Consider the following 15,940-nt stretch of genomic DNA (forward strand, 5'->3'; position numbering starts at 1 on the left):
GCCCTACGACACCAGCGGCCCGAGCAGCTCGGCACAGGCCCGGACCTGGTCCACGAGAGGCTCGAGGGCGTCGGCCCTGGCCACGGGCGCTGAGAGCGCCACGGCGGCGACGAGCGCCCCGGTGTGCGAGCGGACCGGAACGGCGAGACAGGCCGCGTCGAGGCGAAGCTCTCCGCGCTGGGTGGCGTGACCACGGGCCCGTACGTCGCGCAGGAGCGCGTCGATGGCGGCCGGTGCCGTCGTCGTCAGGTCCGTAGCGGCACGCAGCCGGGCTTCCGGCCAGACCGACCGCCAGTCGTGCTGATCGCCCAGGTGCAGCCTGCCGATCGCCGACGCGTGCAGGTAACGGGTGATGAGCGGAGCCGAGGTGAACGGATGGTCCGGGTCGCCGTCGGCAACGCGGATCGAGGTCGCGCCGTACAACACCAGGTGCACGCCGAAACGGATCGTCGAGCGAAGGTCGTGCAGGGTCATGCGCGCTGCGTGACAGACCGTCGGCGGGGCTGCGGCGCCGCCGACGAGCCCACCGACCTTCTGCCCCAGCGCGAAGCCGTGCAGATCTGGCATCCGAACCAGGTAGCCCTCGGCGACCAGGATGTTCAGCAGTCGGTACGTCGTGGCGGGCGGGATCCCTGATGCGCGCGCGACCTCCTTCGCGGTGACGCCCGCGCCGCGGCGGGCCACCTCCTCGAGGACCTGGAGGGCGCTCTGGACCGCCTTCGGCTGGCGGCCCGAGAGGTACTGGTCAGGCGCCGGGCTCATGGCTGCTCCGGCGGGTCCATGGCCGGGAACATGTCCGGGAGCATGTCGCCGGCCAGCGGCTCGTCGTACAGCCCGACCTCGCTGAGCACCCCGGGTTGTCGCCAACGAAGCCAGCCGAGATGGGCCCAGCCGAGCATCATGAGCACGAGGTAGACCACGGCGAAGGCGCCGTGCGCGAAGCCGAAGCTGAGGATCGTCCAGCAGACCAGGAAGACGATGCTGGTTGTTGCGATCACCGCGACGACGACGGGCGCAGGGGTGAGCTCGCCCAGCTTGCGGAGGAAGATGGGGACGGCCAGGCACACCAGTCCGTAGGACACCAGGTAGCCGTACGCCGACAGGGTGAGCAGGTCGACGAACACGTCGGCGATCGACGGGCGGATCTGCACCACGACGAGCGGAACCGTCGCGATCACCGGCACCGTGACCGCGATCGCGACGTACGGCGTGCCGAACCGGCGGTGGGTCCGACCCAACCAGGCCGGGCAGACGCCCTCACGGCCCATGCTGAGGAGGACACGCACCAGCGCGTTGGTCGAGCCCATCAGACAGGCGAACCACGAGGTGAAGATGCCGAGGTCGAGCAGAAAGGTGAGGACGTCCCGGTTCTGCAACCGGGTCAGATCCGCCACCGGACTGCCGCCGTCGAGCAGGGACGTCGGCTGGCCCTCGAACAAGGAGATCTGTGCGCCGACCGCGACCAGGTAGAGAACGGCGAGCGCCACCGGGGTCCAGAGGAGTGCGCGGGGCACGGCTCTGAACGGGTTGCGCGCCTCTGCTCCGAGGGTGCCCGCGCTCTCGAAGCCGACGAAGGCCGTGACGGCCAGAAGGATGCCGAGGGTGATGTCGTCGAAGCCCGGACCCGCGACCAGCGTTCCGGTCGATGCATCGTCGACCGACAGCAGCAGGGTCAAGAGGATGGCCAGCACCAGTGCGACCGAGATGACCTCGAGAGCCAGGGAGACGCGCGCCGACAGCTGGATGCCCCGCACCATCAAGGCTGCCGCGGCCGTGGCGACCAGCAACACGCACACCGCGAGGGTCAGCTGGCCTTGCGGGTGGTCGAAGCCGAGCATCCCGGCGAGCGAACCGAGGTAGATGCCACCGCCGAGCGCGCTGGCCATCGCCGCTCCGGCGTAACCGATCATCAACGACCAACCGGTGGTGAAAGCTGCCGGGGCGCCCAACGCCTTGGCCGTGTAGCTGTACAGGCCACTGGCCGATGCCATTCTCCGGGCGAACTGGGTGACGCAGTACCCCACGAGGATCACGATCACCGAGGCCGCCAGGAACGCCCAGATCGCGGCGCCACCGGTGAGACCGATCACGATGGCGGGGATGGTCACGGCCGCTGCCGAGGGTGCCATTGCGGCAACCGACTGGGCCAGTACCTCGAGGAAGCCGAGCCGACGACGGTGCAGTCCCAACAACGGCGATTCGTTGAGGATCACCCCCAGTCGCTGCCTCGGTGACATCACGCTCCCTCGGCGTCGCTCGGTCTCGTTTCGGTTGGCGTCACCCTACGCTCGCGGCGCCCTCGACGGTTCTCGAAACCGGCTCGAAGGTCCTCGTTCGAGCCCGCACTTTCTCACTTGGAGCTCCGTTCCACCGGTGCGCCAGCAGCGGATGGGAAGGGTCGCCGCCACTTTTCTCATTCGGCTCGTTTTCTGGTGACCGAGCCGATTCCTCTGGGCTTGAGTAACGCGGAACACATCGCGTTCCCACCGGAGGCATCATGACCAACGAAGTACGACAGGCACCAGCCGAGCCGACGCCTGCGGCTCCCCACCGGCTCAGCGGATCCCTCGGAGTCGGGTCCATCGTCTTCATGGTGGTGGCCGCGGCGGCACCGCTGACGGTCGTGGCCGGCACCGTCCCCATCGGCATCGCGGTGGGCAACCGTGCTGGCTTCCCGCTGACCTACGTCATCTGCAGCGCCATCCTGATGCTGTTCGCCGTCGGCTTCACCACGATGTCACGGCACATCCCGCATGCCGGCGGCTTCTACGCCTACATCGGCCAGGGACTCGGACGCAGCGCGGGTCTCGGCGCGGCCTTCCTCGCGGTGCTCAGCTACACCGCGGTGCTCGTCGCGGTCTACGGCTACATCGGCGCAGCACTCGGCGACCTCGTGAACACGCACCTGGGCTTCTCGTGGCACTGGTGGGTCTGGTCCGCTGTCATCCTGGGGATCGTCGGGCTTCTCGGGTATCGCCACATCGACCTGTCCAGCAAGGTGCTCGGTGTCCTGCTGGTGGCTGAGGTGGCCGTGGTCCTGGTGATCGACCTGTTCGTCGTGGCCAAGGGCGGCGGCAGCGAGGGACTCTCCACGGGCCTGCTGGACCCCGGCACCGTCACGTCGGGCGCACCGGGCATCGCCATCATGTTCGCCCTGGCCGGGTTCCTCGGGTTCGAGGCGACGGTCGTGTTCCGTGACGAGGCTCGCGACCCGGCGCGGACGATCCCGCGCGCGACGTACCTGTCACTCCTGCTGATCGGTTCGTTCTACGCGCTCTCGAGCTGGGCGATCGTCAGCGCCTGGGGAGACGCGGGATCGGTCTCGCGGGCCGGCGCCGACCCCGGCACCATGGTCGCCGAGACCGCGCAGGTCTTCGTGGGCACGTTCATGTCCGATCTCGTGTCGGTCCTGCTCGTCACGAGCCTCATGGCAGCCGTCCTGTCCTTCCACAACGTCACTGCCCGCTACGTCTTCGCCCTGGGCAACAGCGGCGTGCTGCCGACTCGCTGCGGTCGTAGCCACGAACGCCATGGGTCGCCCCACGTCGCCTCGGTGATCGTCACGATCGTCGCCGCCACCCTCATCGTCGTCGCGGTGGTCGCCGGCCTCGATCCCGTCCTCGAGGTCTTCACCTGGCTGGCGGGCATCGCCACCGTCGGCGTCGTCGGCCTGATGCTGTTCACCTGCCTGGCCGTCGTCGTCTTCTTCCGCCGCACGCGGGTCGACGTACGGCCCTGGCAGACCCTCATTGCCCCGTCCCTCGGGCTCGTCGCGCTGGTCTACTGCCTCTACCTGACGGTGAGCAACCTGCCGCTCCTGGTCGGCGGGACCGGCCTCGCCCGGATCGTCGGCGGAATCCTGCTCGCCTCGATCCTCGCTGGCCCCGTGGTCGCCGTACTGCGGCCGCACGCCTCCGCCCACACCGCCGACCTCTGATCACCCCACAAGGAGAACTGTCATGACCACCGCCGAAGAGCTCCGAGCCGCCACCTCCGCCACCGTGGCGAGCCATCCGCTGGACCGCCTCACCGCTGCAGAGATCGACGCAGTGCGGGAGACACTCCACGCCGCCGGCATCGTCACTGCCGACACCCGGTTCGTGTACGTCGGCCTGGAGGAACCACACAAGAACGTCGTCCTCTCCTTCCGTGGAGGCGATGTCGTGCCACGACAGGTCCGTTGCCTGCTGCTGGCGACGGACAGCGGGACGAGCCACGACGTGAGCGTCGACGTCGCTGCCGGGGCGGTCGTGCGCCACGACGTGCTGGACGCCGCCACCCACGGCCAGATGCCGGTGCTCGACGAGGAGTTCGAGATCATCGAGGGCATCCTGCTCGCCGACCCGCGCTGGCTCGAAGCCATGACGAAGCGCGGGCTCGCCGCGACCGACGTGCGTGCGGTGCCGCTCTCGGCCGGCGTGTTCGGGCACGAGGACGAGGTCGGCGTCCGCCTGGTGCGGGTCCTCGGCTTCCACCAGGCCGATCCGCAGGACCTGCCGTGGGCGCACCCGGTCGACGGCGTGGTCGCCTACGTCGACCTCACCAACAAGGTGGTCACCCAGGTCATCGACCACCAGGAGCTGCCGGTCCCGGCGGAACGAGGGGAGTGGGACGCCGAGCCGCACCGCGTCGAGCCGCGGACCACCCTCAAGCCGATCGAGATCACCCAGCCCGAGGGCCCGAGCTTCTCGGTCGACGGCGACGTCGTCACCTGGGAGAAGTGGAGGTTCCGGGTCGGGTTCGACGCCCGCGAGGGTCTCACCCTCCACCAGCTCTCGTTCCAGGACGGCGAGCGCGAGCGTCCGGTCGTCTACCGCGCATCGATCTCCGAGATGGTGGTGCCGTACGCCGATCCGTCCCCGGTGCGCTACTGGCAGAACTACTTCGACGCGGGCGAGTACGTCTACGCCCGCTACACCAACTCGCTCAAGCTCGGCTGCGACTGCCTCGGCGAGATCCACTACTTCGACGCCACGCTGGCTGACGAGCGTGGCCGGCCGCGCTCGATCGAGAACGCGATCTGCATGCACGAGGAGGACTACGGCGTGCTGTGGAAGCACACCGACATGTTCAACGGGATGACCGAGACCCGACGTCAGCGTCGCCTGGTGGTGTCGTTCTTCCTGACGATCGGCAACTACGACTACGGGTTCTACTGGCACCTCTACCTCGACGGCACCATCCAGCTCGAGTGCAAGGCCACGGGCATCGTGTTCACGTCGGCCTTCACCGACGAGCACGGCGAGTTCACCACCGAGATCGCCCCCGGCCTCGGAGCGCCCTTCCACCAGCACCTCTTCTCGGCGCGCCTGGACATGATGGTCGACGGGGTGGACAACGCGGTCGAGGAGATCGACGCCGTACGCGTCCCGGTCAGCGACTCGAACCCGTTCGGGAACGCCTTCAGCCGGTCGGTGACCCGACTGCACTCCGAGCGGGAGGCGCAGCGTCTCAATGACGGCAGCGTGGGGCGGGTCTGGCACGTGGTGAACCCGACGGTGAAGAACCGCCTCGGCCAGAACGTCGGCTACGCCCTGCATCCGGAGAACCTCCCGGTGATGCTGGCCGACGACTCCTCGTCGATCCACCAGCGCGCGACGTTCGCGACCAAGAACCTGTGGGTCACCCGGTACGACCCCGCCGAGCGCTACGCCGCCGGCGACTTCGTCAACCAGCACCCTGGTGGGGCCGGCCTTCCGGCGTACGCCGCCGCCGACCGCGACATCGACGGCCAGGACATCGTGCTGTGGCACACCTTCGGGCTGACCCATTTCCCCCGACCCGAGGACTGGCCGGTGATGCCGGTCGACTACGCCGGCTTCACGTTGAAGCCGCAGGGCTTCTTCGACCGCAACCCCACCCTGGACGTTCCGGCCTCGACCTCCGGGGGACATGGCCACTGCCATGCCTAGGTCGACGACAGCCGGCCGCACCGCGGTCGGCCTCTCCGTCACCACGGCTGGCGTCCACGGCGCGCTCGCCGCCCACGCCTGGTCGCAGAGCACGACGACTTCTCTCCTGCTGGCCGCGATGGCCGTGGTGTGCCTGACCTGCGTTCCGTCTCTCTGGCGGGGCGGGTCCCTGCACTCCTGGATGACCATGCTCGGCCTCAGCGGCGTGATGCTCTACGCCCACTGGGCGTTCTGCTTCGCCTGCGGTCCCGCCGTCCACGAGTCGTCGACCGGGCGCAGCGGCCTCAGCGTGCTCGCTCTCCTCCTCATGGCTGCGGAGATCGCGTTGAGCTCCGCAGTCGTCACACGGTTCCTGCTGTCCACCACCACCCACCGAAAGGTTGTCCCATCATGACCGCACAACTCACCCGCCCCGAAGAGCGAATCCTCCCCGCCGTACGCGATTTCCTCAGCCGGCCGAAGCAGCTGTTCATCGGCGGGGAGTGGGTCGACGCCGCCTCTGGAGAGACCTTCGAGACGGTCGACCCGGCCACTGGCGAGGTGCTCACCACAGCGGCCAAGGGCGGTGCAGCCGATGTCGACCGCGCCGTGCGAGCCGCGCGCTCGGCGTTCGAGGGGGAGTGGAGCCTGTGGACGTCGGCTCAGCGGCAGCGGCTGCTGTTCCAGGTCAGCGAGAAGATCCGCGAGCGCGCCGCAGTGTTCGCCCAGCTGGAGTGCCTGGACAACGGCAAGTCTGCTGCGGTGGCAGAGGCCGTCGACGTCACCTGGGTGGCCGAGCTGTTCGCGTACTACGCCGGCTGGGCCACCAAGATCGAGGGCAGCACCATCCCGGTCTCGGTGCCGTGGGCGCCGGGCGCCTCCTGGCACGCCTACACCCTGCGGGAGCCGGTCGGCGTCTGTGGCGCGATCGTGCCCTGGAACTTCCCGTTGCTGATGGCGGCGTTCAAGGTGCCTGCCGCCCTCGCGTGCGGCAACACCGTGATCCTGAAGCCGGCCGAGCAGACCCCGTTGACCGCGTTGTTGCTGGCCGAGGTGCTGGCCGAGGCCGGCCTACCGGACGGTGTCTTCAACGTCATCACCGGATACGGCGACGCCGGTGCGGCGATCGCAGCCCACGACGACGTCGACAAGATCGCTTTCACTGGTTCGACCGAGGTCGGCAAGCTCATCGTCGACGCCGCGAAGGGCAACCTGAAGAAGGTCTCCCTCGAGCTCGGTGGCAAGAGCCCGCAGGTGGTCTACGCCGACGCCGACCTCGACGTGGCGATCCCCGGCACGGCGAGCGGCTTCCTGTTCAACCATGGCCAGACCTGCACGTCGGGCTCGCGGCTGCTGGTCGAGGACTCGATCTTCGACGAGTTCATGCAGGGTGTGGCGGACGTGGCCAGGGCCAGCAAGATCGGCCCCGGGCTGGATCCCACCAACGAGATCGGTCCGCTGGTCTCGCAGGAGCAGCTGTCCCGCGTCAAGGGCTACATCGACCAGGGCATTGCCGACGGCGCTCGCGCACTCACCGGGGGCAACGTCCACGGGGACCAGGGGTTCTACGTCGAGCCGACGGTGCTGGTGGACGTCGATGACTCCTTCAGCGTCTACCGGGAGGAGATTTTCGGACCCGTCGTCGTCGCGACACCGTTCAACGCCGCGAAGGGCGTGCGGGCCGCAGCCAACGACACTCCCTACGGCCTCGCTGCCAGTGTCTGGACGAAGGACATCTCCAAGGCGCACCGCACCGCCCGGGAGATCAAGGCCGGCACGGTGTGGATCAACTGCCACAACGCGTTCGACGCTGCCCTCCCGTTCGGCGGCTACAAGCAGTCCGGCTGGGGACGCGAGCTCGGCGCCAGCGCCATCGACATGTACACGCAGACCAAGTCGGTCAACGTCCTGCTGTGAGGCCCCCGGCCCGGGCACGCGCTCATGCTGCTCGGGCCGGGCACCACGTCACGGGGTCGAGCTGCCGACGTGCTGGGCGATGGTGCGCAGGAACTCGACGTTCTCGACGTCACGGTTGGTTGCCTCCTCGGTGGAGGTGCCGTACAGCCGGTTCGCGGAGAGCTTGACGATGGTGGTGCGAGTGATGGGGTTGACGTAGACGAGCTGGTTGAGGATGCCGATGGCGCTGTAGTCGCCCCGGCCGCCCGCCGGAATCCACCACTGGTAGCCGTAGCCCAGGTCGAAGCCGTGGTCGCCGACGATGGGGCGGCCGGGTTCGCGGATCGGGGAGTCGATGGTGGTGGAAGCCTTCACCCAGTCCTCGGACACGATGCGCCGTCCTTGCCAGACGCCGCGGTTGCGGTAGAGCTCGCCGAGCTTGGCGAAGTCGCGGGCAGTGAGATTCAGGCCGGCGTACGACATCTCGACGCCGCGCATGTCGGTGATCCAGAAGCCGGGCGACTCGAAGCCGAGCGGCTCCACGAGCTTCTCGTGCATGTAGTCGGACACGTTCTGACCGGTTGCGTGCGCGATCAGCGCACCGAGAACCTGGGTCTCCCCGGAGTTGTAGCGGCACACGGTCCCAGGCTCGCTCTCCCTCGCCATCCGCGCCACGAACCCGTCGAGACCGCCGCCCAGACCCAGCATGGCCCGGGAGATCTGGTGGACATCGGACTGGGAGTCGTTGTAGTCCTCGTTCCACCGGGCGCCCGAGGACATCTGCAGCACGGTCCGGATCGGGACCCCGTCGTACGCCGACCCGGGCTCGACGGGCACGTAGTCGCTGATCGGGTCGTCGATGCTCCGGATCTTGCCTTCGTCCACGGCGATCCCGACCAGGCAGGACACGAAGCTCTTTGCCACCGACATCGACAGCCAGTTGACGTTCGGGCCACCCGAGAGCAGGTAGCGCTCAGAGCGGATCGTGCCGTCGACGAGGACCAGCAGTGCCGCGGTGTCGGTGTCCATGAGGAACTGCTCGCTGGAGCGCTCCTCTCCCCGGAACGGGTAGGTCGGTGGCAGCTCGATGGTCGGACCCGTCGGCCAGGTGAAGGGCCGGGTGGCTGCAGGCATCCGTCGGGTGGGCGCGAGATCGCGGACACGGGCGAAGTTGTCGTGCTGGGGGACACCCGTGAAGAGCCCGATGTCCATCAGCGACGCCGGCCCTCCGCCCGGGCGGACCTTGCTGGCTACGTAACGCGCCACGAACGGAATCGTGTTGGCGCGGTTCTTGCGCGGCATCTGGCATTCTCCTCGGGAACTCTGTACGCGCTGCGTGGCCGGACGGCGGCTGTGGCAGACTAGGCGTACCAAATGGTTGACGTACCAGACGGTACGCCTATCTGGGGGCGTTGACCAACCCCTGGTGCCGAATGCGGAAGGATCGTCGTGAGCACAGATCGTCAGCCGGACGGCCGCGCCGTGCGATACCAGCACCGCCGCCCGGAGCTCCTCGGTGGCGTCACCGAGTTCGTCCTGGAACACGGCATCGCGAACCTGGCGCTACGAGCCGTCGCCGAGGGGGTCGGGGTCTCCCACGCAACCTTGCTCCGTCACTTCGCCTCCAAGGAGGAGCTGCTCGCCGCCGTGCTCGTTCACATCCGCACCGACCTCGCGGCGAGGATGAGCAACGACCCTGAGCTCGCGTCGGCGGAATCGACCGCAGAGCTGGTTGCGAGGCTGTGGGAACTGTTGTGCGAGCCGAAGGAACAGCGTCAGTTCCTCCTGCTCTTCGAGCTGCTCGGCCGGCACCCCGCGCGCGGCCAGGGTGATCCCGACCTCTCCGAGTCTCTCGTGCTCGACTGGATCGAGCTCCTCGTCGGGCGCCTCGTGGAGGACGGCTGGACGCGCCAGGCCGCCGAACCGGTCGCCACCCTGGTCCTCGCACAGATCCGCGGCCTGCAGCTCGACCTCCTCGTCACCGGTGACCGGGAGCGAGTCGATCGTGCGATGCAGAGCTCATATCGGCTGCTCAGCCGCTGAGTCCCGCCGCCTCAGGGTCCTGCCTCGCTGTGAGGACCATGGACGACCGAGGCTCATCCTGGAGCTTTCGTCGGTAGTTCGAAGGGGAGGTCCCGAACCAGCGTTGGCACGCGCGTGAGAGGACACTTTGTTCGCTGTAGCCGAGGAGTCCGGCGAGCTGCCCGAGGGGGATGCGCGTGTGGCGCAGGTAGTGCTGCGCCTCGTCGCGGCGTACGTCGTCGACGATCTCCGCGAAGGTGCGTCCCTCTGCAACCAGTTGCCGCTGCAGCGTGCGCGGATGCACCGCGAGATGTGAAGCGATCAGGTCCAGGGCGAGGCCGCCGGTCGGCAGCATGCGGCGCACCAGCATCCGCACCGGTTGCGCGGGGCTGTCATCGAGGGTGGTCACGACGGTGGCGAGGTACTCCTGCACCACCTTGTGGACGGCGCTGTCGGAGGAGAGTCGCCGTTCGAGCACGCCAGCCGGAAATGTGAAGCCGTATCCGGGCGCGGAGAACCGCACCGACGTACCGAAGTAGCGGCGGTAGTCCGCCTGTGGGCCCAGCGGTTCATGCCGGAGATTGACCAGGATCGGTCTGAAGTCGTCGCCCGCAAGGAGCCGGATGATCCTCAGCGAGACCGCGAGGCTGAGCTCTGCGCCCTGCCGGTGAGCTGGTGGCCGGTGTGCCCGGATGGCCCACTCGAGCCGGGCAATGCCGTCGTCTCCAACGAGGACCTGGATGTTGACAGCTGGGCTGTAGACCGACATGTACTGCGCCATGGCCTGGAGCGCTGCCCCGACGTTCGGTGCCGTGCGCGCGGCCACGCCCACGGGGCCGAGGATCTCCACGCCCTGGCGAAGTGCGAGCTGGCGGCCGAAGTCGGAGGCGCCGGTCGCGGCGGCAGCACCTTCGAGGGCATGGATGACACGCCGGTAGTCGATGAACTCGTCGTGGCTGCCGACGGCTGCCGGGGAGATGCCGGCCTCGGTGAGCACCGTGTTCGCGTCACCGCCGAGCTCCTGGACCAGCTCCTGGTAGCCCTGGAGAGACGTCCCACGGATCGTCGTCATGTCGCCGAGTGTCAAGAAGATGTCGCTTCATGTCAAGTTCTAGCAGCCGGTGAAACGCACACTCGTCCACATGAATCCTTCAAACCCGCGCGTCGACGCTGCACGGCTTGCCAGCGGCACCGTCGCCATCACCGGTGCCGGTAGTGGCATCGGCCAGGCGCTGGCCCTGCTGTGCGCAACCCGCGGGGCCAACGTGGCGCTCTGCGACATCAACGAGGACGGCCTGGCGGCCACGGCTGAGAGGGCTCAGCGCTTGGGTGGCACAGTCCTCACCCGTCGGGTCGATGTCTCCGACGAGGCCCAGATGGCCGACTTTGCCGAAGCAGCCCATGGGCAGTTCGGCTCTGTCGACCTCGTGGTGAACAACGCTGGTGTCGCCGTCATGGGCGGCTTCCTGGACACCACCGCGAAGGACTGGGACTGGCTCTGGTCGATCAACGTCCGGGGTGTGGTGAACGGATGTCAGGCGTTCCTGCCGACCATGATCGAGCAGGGGAGGGGCGGACACGTCGCCAACGTCGCCAGCGTCGCCGGGCTGCTCGCGAATCCGGACCTGGGCGCCTACAGCGCAACCAAGTTCGCCGTAGTCGGCCTCTCGGAGGCGCTCCGGACCGAGCTGCGGCCCCACCACATCGGTGTGACCGCGGTGTGTCCGGGGGTGATCAACACTCCGATCACCCGCAACACCCAGCTGCGCGGAGCCGGTGACACCGACCAGCGCCGGGCGAAGGTCACCGCGATCTACGAGAAGCGCGGGTACACGCCCGAACGGGTCGCGCACAACATCCTCAAGGCCGTCCACCAGGACAAGGCGGTCGCGCCCATCGCCCTCGAAGCCCACCTGATGTACGGCGTCTCCCGGGTCGCCCCGCCGCTGGCGCGGTGGGCTCAGGGCCGGATGGCGTCTGTCGGCAAGTAGCACCACCACCACACCTCATCGATCGAAGGGATCCACCGTGTCACGCGAAGAGTTCACCGAGGCGCAGGTCGCCGAGTTCAAGGCAGTGCAGCGGCTCGCCTACGACGCCACTGCGGCGGTCGAGGCACAGCTGTATGTCGGCATCACCGAGAAGGAAGCCGCGACCATGCTCGAGGACTGGCTCCGCGAGCGAGGTGTGAGCCGGTTCTTCCACTACGGCTTCGCCTGGTTCGGCGACCGCACCCGGTTCCGCAACTTCGAGAAGCCCTCGGGCAACGCCCTCAAGCAGCTGCTCAGCCCGAAGATGGCGCACTTCGGCAAGCAGTTCCTCCCCACTGATCGTCAGCTCAAGAAGGGCGACGCGGTCATCCTCGACATCGGCCCGGTCCTCGGACGAGCTGCCTCGGACATGGGCTACTCCTGCACCCTGCCGGGTGACGAGAACGAGGAGTTCCACACCGCCCGGATGGCGCTGGAGCCCTACCGGCGGCTGATCCTGGAGATGGTGAAGCGCGGCGAGTCCCAGGGCACGATCTACAAGGCCCTCGACGAGCTGATCGCCGATCAGGGCTACGAGAACATCCACAGCTACTACCCGGGCTCGGTCGTCGCGCACAAGATCGGCAGGGTTCCCGGGGTGGGCCTGCCCACGTTCCGGGTGCAGAACTTCAGCCCCCAGGCGATCGCCTACCTGTCCGGCCACGTCTTCGAGTCACTCCTGCGACCCGCGAGGAACGCCACCCCGATCTGGAACGAGAGCTCCGACGCCCCCTGCGAGCCGGGCCTGTGGGCCATCGAGCCGCACATCGGCAAGGGCGACATCGGCGTCAAGTTCGAGGAGATGATGGTCGTCACGGAAGACGACGCCTACTGGCTCGACGACGACCTGCCCCACGTTCGCTACTGGGCCAGCCACCTCGACGCCACGGACCCGGCGTGACCGCGCATCTCGTTGCGTCCCTGGACCGCAGCGAACCCGGCACGTCTGACTTTCGGACCGAACAGGTCGTCGTCGGAGACGTCCGCATCCCGGTGCTCCGCGGCGGGCCCCGCGATTCAACCGAGGCCGTTGTGTTCGTGCACGGCAACCCTGGCGCCGGCTCCGACTGGCTCGACCTGATGCGACCAGCCGCGAGGTTTGCGCAGGTCATCGCCCCTGACATGCCTGGCTTCGGTGGAGCCGAGAAGCGCGCGGACCAGGACTACACACTCCCCGGCTACGGCAAGCACCTGGGCGGACTCATCGACGCCCTCGGCCTGACCCGCGTCCACATCGTCGCCCATGACTTCGGCGGCCCCTGGTCACTCACCTGGGCCGCGGCGCACCCCGACCTCGTTGCCAGCGTCACCTTGATCAACACCGGCGTCATGCTGGACTACACGTGGCACCGGGTCGCCCGGATCTGGCGGATCCCGATGGTGGGAGAGATCGTCCAACGGTTCGCGTCGCGCCGACTCCTCACGGCGCTGCTGGCCCACGACAACCCCGGCCTGCACGGCGACTGGGTCGCTCGGATCGCCAACCACCTCCGGCCCTGGGGGACCCGTCGCGCGGTGTTGCGGCTCTATCGTTCCACCACCCCCACGATGATGGAGGCGCTCGTCGAACCCCTGCGCGACCGCGACCTGCCCTGCCTGGTGGTCTGGGGCCCCAAGGACGTCTACCTGCCAGCCATCCAGGCCCAGAGGCAACGGGAGCCCTTCCCGTCTGCACAGATCCACGTCATTCCAGGCGCTGGGCACTGGTCGTTCCTCGAGCGCCCGGACCTGGTCGAGCCCCTCGTCCTGGGCCACCTGCGTGCCCACCACTTGACGCCACGATCAGGCCGGGAATAGGTCCCGCGGGCCGACGGCTGTTCCGGTGGTTGCCGCGTAGGACCGGTCGATGGCAACCAGTACCCGCTGGAGGGCGGCGGCGCGCACCTTCTCCGTGGAGCCCTGCATGGGGCCGTCGACGTTCAGGACGGCGAACCCGTGCATGGCAGACCAGCACGTGATCTCCGCGTCGATCCGGGCGTCTGGTGCCAGGAAGCCGACGCTGACGAGCTCGTCGAGCACGCCACCGAGCAACACGAAGGGGTCGCGTTCAGGGACGACGATGGCGGAGGAGACCGCCGACAGGGCCGAACAAGCCAGGCGGAACAGGCCTGGCTCGGTGACGGCGAAGTCGACGTAGCCGCGACCGGTGGCGGCCAGGCGCCGCCGCGCACGAAGGACCGGGTCGCGCGTGCGCACCCTCGCCAGGCGGGCCTGCATGGTGGCGACCACGGTGCCCATGACTCGTCCGGCGACCTCGGCGACGAGCTCCTCCCGGTCGGCGAAGTGCCGGTAGGCAGCGTTGTGCGAGACGTGGACCTGTCGCGCGAGGTCGCGCAGGACCAGTCCTTCGGGACCCTTCTCGCGTGCCGAGGCGACCGCGGCTTCGATCAGTGCTTCCCGCAGGTCGCCGTGGTGGTACGAGGAGGTGGGCAGCGTCACAGGGCAATCGTGGGCCTTGATCTTGACAGTGTCAACATGCCGCGGTCAGGCTCAATGTTGACAACAGCAACTTAAGGAGCTGCCCGTGCCGCGCAAGTCCCTGATCCTTCTCTCCGTGTGCCTCGCGACGCTCACCATCAACCTGAGCGCGATGATCGTGAACATCGCACTGCCCACGCTGGCGACCGATCTCGACGCCACGACGAAGGACCTGCTCTGGATCGTCGACGGCTACAACCTGGCGTTCGCCGCACTGGTGCTGGCCATGGGCAGCCTCTCGGACAGGTTCGGGCGTCGTCCGGCCCTGATCGTCGGCCTCGTAGGGTTCGCGGCCAGCAGCGGTTCGGCGGTGCTCGCTGACAGCAGCACGTCGCTGATCGTGATCCGGTTCGTCATGGGCATGTTCGCCGCACTGATCTTCCCGACGACGTTGTCGATCATCGCGAACACCTTCACCGAGCGCCGCGAACGCGCCAGCGCGCTCGGCCTGTGGGGAGCAGCCGTCGGCGCTGGCGTCGCGCTCGGCCCGGTGAGTGGGGGATTCCTGTTGGCCCACTTCAGCTGGCACAGCGTCTTTCTCGCGCTGGTGCCGCTCAGCCTCGCCGCTGCGGCCCTCGCCTTCGCCTTCGTTCCCGAATCGCGTGACCCGGAGGTGCCCCGGATCGACCGACCCGGCTTCCTGATCTCGGTCGCGGCCGTCGGGAGCCTGACCTGGACGATCATCGAGGCTCCCGAGCACGGCTGGGGCAGCGCTGCGACCTTGATCGGATTCGTCGTGGCCGCCGTGCTCACGGCGATGTTCGTGCTGGTCGAACGATCGGTGGCCAACCCGATGATCGACGTGACCTTGTTCCTGGATCGCCGGTTCAGTGCGGCCTGTGGCGCGGTCACCATCGCCTTCTTCGCGCTGTTCGGGTTCATCTTCCTGATCGCCCAGTTCTTCCAGTTCGTGCGTGACTACTCAGCTCTCGAGACCGGCGTGCGGTTCCTGCCGGTCGCCGTTGCCATTGCGGTTGCCTCGATCGTGGGCAGCCAGCTCGCACCTCGGATCGGGACCAAGCTGGTCGTCTCCGCGGGCCTGGTGCTCCTGGGTGCGGCGTTCCTCTGGATCTCCGCGCTGACCTCCGGCGTCGACTACGCCACCGTGGTTGCTCCCCAGATGGTGATGCTCGGGCTGGGAACAGGTCTGGTCAGCACCGCGGCGACCGAGTCGATCATGCAGGTCCTGCCCCCGTCGAGGGCCGGCGTCGGGTCAGCCGTCAACGACGCCACGCGCGAGCTCGGCGGCACGCTCGGGGTCGCTGTCGTCGGTTCGCTCTTCGCGTCCGCCTACGCGGACGGGCTCCGACCGGCCATCGAGGGCCGGCTGGACGCCGTGAACACCGAGAGGGCTCTCGACTCGGTCGGCTACGCCGACGCCGTGGCGGCTCGGGTGCCCGGCCTGGCGAGCGCTGTCGACGCCGCGTTCCTCGACGGGCTGGCGCTCGGCTGCATCACGGTGGGGATCCTTTGCCTGGTCGGCGCCGTCGCGGCACTCGTGGCACTGCCCGGTCGGGGCTTCGAACCACGGGAGGCCGAGGAGCAGGACGAGCTCCCGGACGAGGCGCGGGTCCTGCAGGCCATCCGCTGACCCGGCGAAGGCAGAGTCGGGCGGTGGGCACG

14 protein-coding genes are annotated in these 15,940 nt (G+C 68.4%); 9 read left to right on the forward strand and 5 right to left on the reverse strand.

Annotated elements, in window-relative coordinates:
- Positions 1-3 precede the first annotated feature (3 nt).
- Positions 4-762, reverse strand: a complete 759-nt coding sequence (locus tag ASD84_RS23145; protein ID WP_056716381.1) for an IclR family transcriptional regulator — start codon at positions 760-762, stop codon at positions 4-6.
- Positions 759-2,213, reverse strand: a complete 1,455-nt coding sequence (locus tag ASD84_RS23150) for an APC family permease (protein WP_056716384.1) — start codon at positions 2,211-2,213, stop codon at positions 759-761. The genes ASD84_RS23145 and ASD84_RS23150 overlap by 4 nt, the downstream gene beginning before the upstream one ends.
- 284 nt (positions 2,214-2,497) lie before the next feature.
- On the opposite strand from ASD84_RS23150, the gene ASD84_RS23155 reads away from it, so the two are divergent.
- From ASD84_RS23155 to ASD84_RS23170, 4 genes are read left to right on the forward strand one after another with little or no spacing between them, the layout of a single operon-like run.
- Positions 2,498-3,937, forward strand: coding sequence for an APC family permease (locus ASD84_RS23155; RefSeq protein ID WP_056716387.1), 1,440 nt, complete (start codon positions 2,498-2,500; stop codon positions 3,935-3,937).
- A gap of 22 nt (positions 3,938-3,959) precedes the next feature.
- On the forward strand, positions 3,960-5,912 hold the full coding sequence (locus ASD84_RS23160) for a primary-amine oxidase (RefSeq protein WP_056716388.1): 1,953 nt from the start codon (positions 3,960-3,962) through the stop codon (positions 5,910-5,912).
- On the forward strand, positions 5,905-6,306 hold the full coding sequence (locus tag ASD84_RS23165; protein ID WP_156392261.1) for a hypothetical protein: 402 nt from the start codon (positions 5,905-5,907) through the stop codon (positions 6,304-6,306). The genes ASD84_RS23160 and ASD84_RS23165 overlap by 8 nt, the downstream gene beginning before the upstream one ends.
- On the forward strand, positions 6,303-7,808 hold the full coding sequence (locus tag ASD84_RS23170; RefSeq protein WP_056716395.1) for an aldehyde dehydrogenase family protein: 1,506 nt from the start codon (positions 6,303-6,305) through the stop codon (positions 7,806-7,808). The genes ASD84_RS23165 and ASD84_RS23170 overlap by 4 nt, the downstream gene beginning before the upstream one ends.
- A gap of 48 nt (positions 7,809-7,856) precedes the next feature.
- On the opposite strand, the gene ASD84_RS23175 is transcribed toward ASD84_RS23170, so the two are convergent.
- Entirely contained in the window at positions 7,857-9,089 is a 1,233-nt protein-coding gene (locus ASD84_RS23175; RefSeq protein ID WP_056716398.1) for a serine hydrolase domain-containing protein, read from the reverse strand.
- Between the two features lie 147 nt (positions 9,090-9,236).
- Here ASD84_RS23175 and ASD84_RS23180 point away from each other — a divergent pair, with 147 nt between their 5' ends.
- Entirely contained in the window at positions 9,237-9,830 is a 594-nt protein-coding gene (locus ASD84_RS23180; RefSeq protein ID WP_056716403.1) for a TetR/AcrR family transcriptional regulator, read from the forward strand.
- Here ASD84_RS23180 and ASD84_RS23185 read toward each other — a convergent pair.
- Positions 9,820-10,881, reverse strand: a complete 1,062-nt coding sequence (locus ASD84_RS23185; RefSeq protein ID WP_200954700.1) for an AraC family transcriptional regulator — start codon at positions 10,879-10,881, stop codon at positions 9,820-9,822. The genes ASD84_RS23180 and ASD84_RS23185 overlap by 11 nt on opposite strands.
- Before the next feature lie 70 nt (positions 10,882-10,951).
- On the opposite strand from ASD84_RS23185, the gene ASD84_RS23190 reads away from it, so the two are divergent.
- From ASD84_RS23190 to ASD84_RS23200, 3 genes are read left to right on the forward strand one after another with little or no spacing between them, the layout of a single operon-like run.
- Positions 10,952-11,800, forward strand: a complete 849-nt coding sequence (locus ASD84_RS23190) for an SDR family NAD(P)-dependent oxidoreductase (RefSeq protein WP_056716406.1) — start codon at positions 10,952-10,954, stop codon at positions 11,798-11,800.
- Between the two features lie 37 nt (positions 11,801-11,837).
- Complete coding sequence (locus ASD84_RS23195; protein ID WP_056716409.1) at positions 11,838-12,740, forward strand: M24 family metallopeptidase; 903 nt, start codon at positions 11,838-11,840, stop codon at positions 12,738-12,740.
- Positions 12,737-13,636, forward strand: a complete 900-nt coding sequence (locus tag ASD84_RS23200) for an alpha/beta fold hydrolase (RefSeq protein ID WP_056716411.1) — start codon at positions 12,737-12,739, stop codon at positions 13,634-13,636. The genes ASD84_RS23195 and ASD84_RS23200 overlap by 4 nt, the downstream gene beginning before the upstream one ends.
- Here the strand turns inward: ASD84_RS23200 and ASD84_RS23205 are convergent.
- On the reverse strand, positions 13,622-14,278 hold the full coding sequence (locus tag ASD84_RS23205; RefSeq protein WP_056716413.1) for a TetR/AcrR family transcriptional regulator: 657 nt from the start codon (positions 14,276-14,278) through the stop codon (positions 13,622-13,624). The two genes, ASD84_RS23200 and ASD84_RS23205, sit on opposite strands and share 15 nt — an antisense overlap.
- An 85-nt stretch (positions 14,279-14,363) precedes the next feature.
- Between ASD84_RS23205 and ASD84_RS23210 the strand changes: the two genes are divergently transcribed.
- Positions 14,364-15,908 carry an MFS transporter gene (locus ASD84_RS23210; protein WP_056716416.1) on the forward strand — a complete coding sequence of 515 codons (1,545 nt, stop codon included), beginning with the start codon at positions 14,364-14,366 and terminating at the stop codon, positions 15,906-15,908.
- The last annotated feature ends 32 nt before the right edge of the window (positions 15,909-15,940 follow it).

It is taken from the genome of Nocardioides sp. Root682 (genome assembly GCF_001427795.1).
In the GTDB taxonomy this organism is placed as follows: Bacteria; Actinomycetota; Actinomycetes; order Propionibacteriales; family Nocardioidaceae; genus Nocardioides.